This is a genomic window from Cupriavidus sp. UYPR2.512 (assembly GCF_000379565.1).
Classification (GTDB): domain Bacteria; phylum Pseudomonadota; class Gammaproteobacteria; order Burkholderiales; family Burkholderiaceae; genus Cupriavidus.
In genome coordinates, this window is sequence record NZ_KB903011.1 from 1 (window position 1) to 2,448 (window position 2,448).

General features: G+C 61.1%; 1 protein-coding gene and 1 pseudogene. Both read right to left on the reverse strand.

Features of this window, described 5'->3' with window-relative positions:
• Positions 1-220 precede the first annotated feature (220 nt).
• Positions 221-1,446 (reverse strand): annotated as a pseudogene (locus tag A3A5_RS41705) (IS110 family transposase).
• A 570-nt stretch (positions 1,447-2,016) separates the two neighbouring features.
• On the reverse strand, positions 2,017-2,448 hold a 432-nt coding region (locus A3A5_RS0117705), incomplete at its 5' end, for an IS110 family transposase (protein ID WP_018311876.1).

The window sequence follows — 2,448 nt, forward strand, 5'->3', positions numbered from 1 at the left end:
TGCATCGGCGTAGCTCGCTGGTCGTCCTTAGTCTATCAACGCTTCACAGCTGCTCAACGTCGACACTCTCGTCGATTAAATCAGCCTTTCCATAGTGAGTTTATCCGTACCTGTTTAAAGAAACCTTCAATTGCGGCGTCTATTAATTGTGGCCAATACTTGAAAGCGTGCTACGGACGGACGGCCTCGCGTCCCCAAGGCCAATCACTACTAGGAAGCGTCAGACAGCATGAGCGATGGAATCCACGTTACACCCGAGGTCGGCGAGGCGTTTGAGCAGGCGGCGGATGGTCTTCTCGACATGATGGCGGTCGAAGTAATCGGGGCCAAGGTCGGCGTATTCAATGCCGTCGCGAAGCATATGGTAGGCGGCGGTGAGCATGGAGGCGGCCACCGCGAGGATGGCCTTTTTGGCGCCGCGGCGGGCCTTGATGCGCAGAAACTGGGCGCGCAGATAGCTGGTTTTGACCCGTACAGCGGCCCAGGCCGCGGTCACGAGGGCCGTCTTGAGCCAGGTCGCTCTTGCGGACCCGCGTGCTGCGCCGCTTGCCGGCGCTCTCGTCGTTGCGCGGGCACAGGCCTGCCCAAGACACCAGGTGGCCGGCGTCTGGAAAGCGCGTCATGTCGACGCCGATCTCCGCCAACAGAACCTGAGCGGTCAAGTCGCTAACCCCGGGAATCGTGGTCAGCAGGCGGGCGCGCTGTCGGATCGGCGTCAGCGCTTTTCCCACAACAGCGTCGAGCTCGGCCAGCGTGTGCTCCAGGGCAGCAATGATGTCCAAGTGCAGCTTGAGCATCGTGCGATGGTGTTCGGTAATGCGTCCGCGCAGCGCCTCACGCAACTCGGCGTGCTTTTTTCGGGCGTTGCCTTGGGCCAGGGCGGCAAGCCGCTCGGGATCGCCCTCACCATTGACGATGGCCTTGAGCATGGTCCCGGCCGCTATGTCCCAGCACGTCCGAGAGCACACTGCCCAGCTTCAGGTTGGCGTCTTCAAGCACTTTCTGGATGCGCAGGCTGTGCTGCGAGATCTCGCGCACGAGTTGCTTGCGGGTGCGCGTGAGATCGCGCAGTTCCTGAATGGCCGCCGGCGGAACGAAGCTCGACCGGATCAAGCCATGGGCCAGCAGATCGGCAATCCACATCGCGTCATTGACGTCAGTCTTGCGGCCGGGCACGTTGCGGATGTGCTGCGCGTTGGCCAGCACCAACTCGAAGTTGCTCTCGAGGATGTGCCACACCGGCTTCCAATACACCCCGGTGGCTTCCATCGCTACATGGGTGCAGCCATGCAGCGCCAGCCAATCGGCCAGCGCCAGCAGGCCGGCGGTGGTGCTGTCAAAGCTGTGCACTTCATGGTGCACGGGCGCCGAGACGCAGCGCACACAGGCCACGATGGTGTCCTTGTGCACGTCGAGCCCGGCGCAGCGGGGAAAGAGTACTTGCATGGGGCCTCCTGCCAGGGTCAATGGCATCGGCAGCAGCCCTCGTCGTCGAAATCTACTAGGCGTGCTCCAGGGTGTTACCACCCATGGTCACAATTCGGGGTGCTCGCAGGGCTGCGGGTCCAACTACTAAACGGGCTCAGTGCACCAAGGACAAACCGACCTCGTTACCGACGCGAGACACCATCTTATTCCCGTCGCACTGAAATGCACCGAACTCGCGCCCGCTTCATCCTTCGGGGTCGGGTGCGCCCGATGGACAACTACTAAGCATTCCAAGTCCCTGCCTGTCCCGGCGTTCGCAAAAAAATCTATGGTCAGCCCCGTTTTTGCAACCTTGATTTTCGACGATGTGGTTGGCTTGCCTAAATCTATCCGGCGTCGTTGTGGGGATCGCTCCCCGCGCCACGATGAGAGTCGCGCCTGGCGGTCCTGAAAAGGTTCTCGGCTTCGAAAGCCGATTTTTTTGCGAGGTTCTCCGTCAGGCCGGTGTGCCGTTCACGTCATCAAACTTCAACGATCGCAAAACCAGATGGCTTGACTTCGGTAAAGCAGTAAGCGGGATCGGACTGATCAGACCGGCATGGCAGCCGCTCCCGTAGCGAAGACAGTATTGCGGGTTGCCAACGCCCAAGCCGTGCGAGCCAGCTTGTTCGCGAGGGCACAGGCCACGACGTTTGAGTGCCGTCGCGCCAGCATTGCACGGACCCAATCGGCGAGTGGGCCGCTCTGCCGCTCAAGCCGCTGCATGTAAGCCCGTGCACACTGAACCAACAGACGCCTGATATTTTTGTTCCCGCGTTTGCTGATGCCAAGCAGGTTCGCTCGCCCTCCCGTACTGTATTGGCGGGGCACCAGCCCGATCGATGCGGCGAAGTCGCGACTACTGCCATACTGCTTGCCATCGCCCATCTCGGTGGCCAGCACGCTCGCAGTGATCGGACCGACGCCAGGAATCGTCAGCAGACGCTGGCCTAGTGTAGCGTTCTGTTCTTGATGGAACGT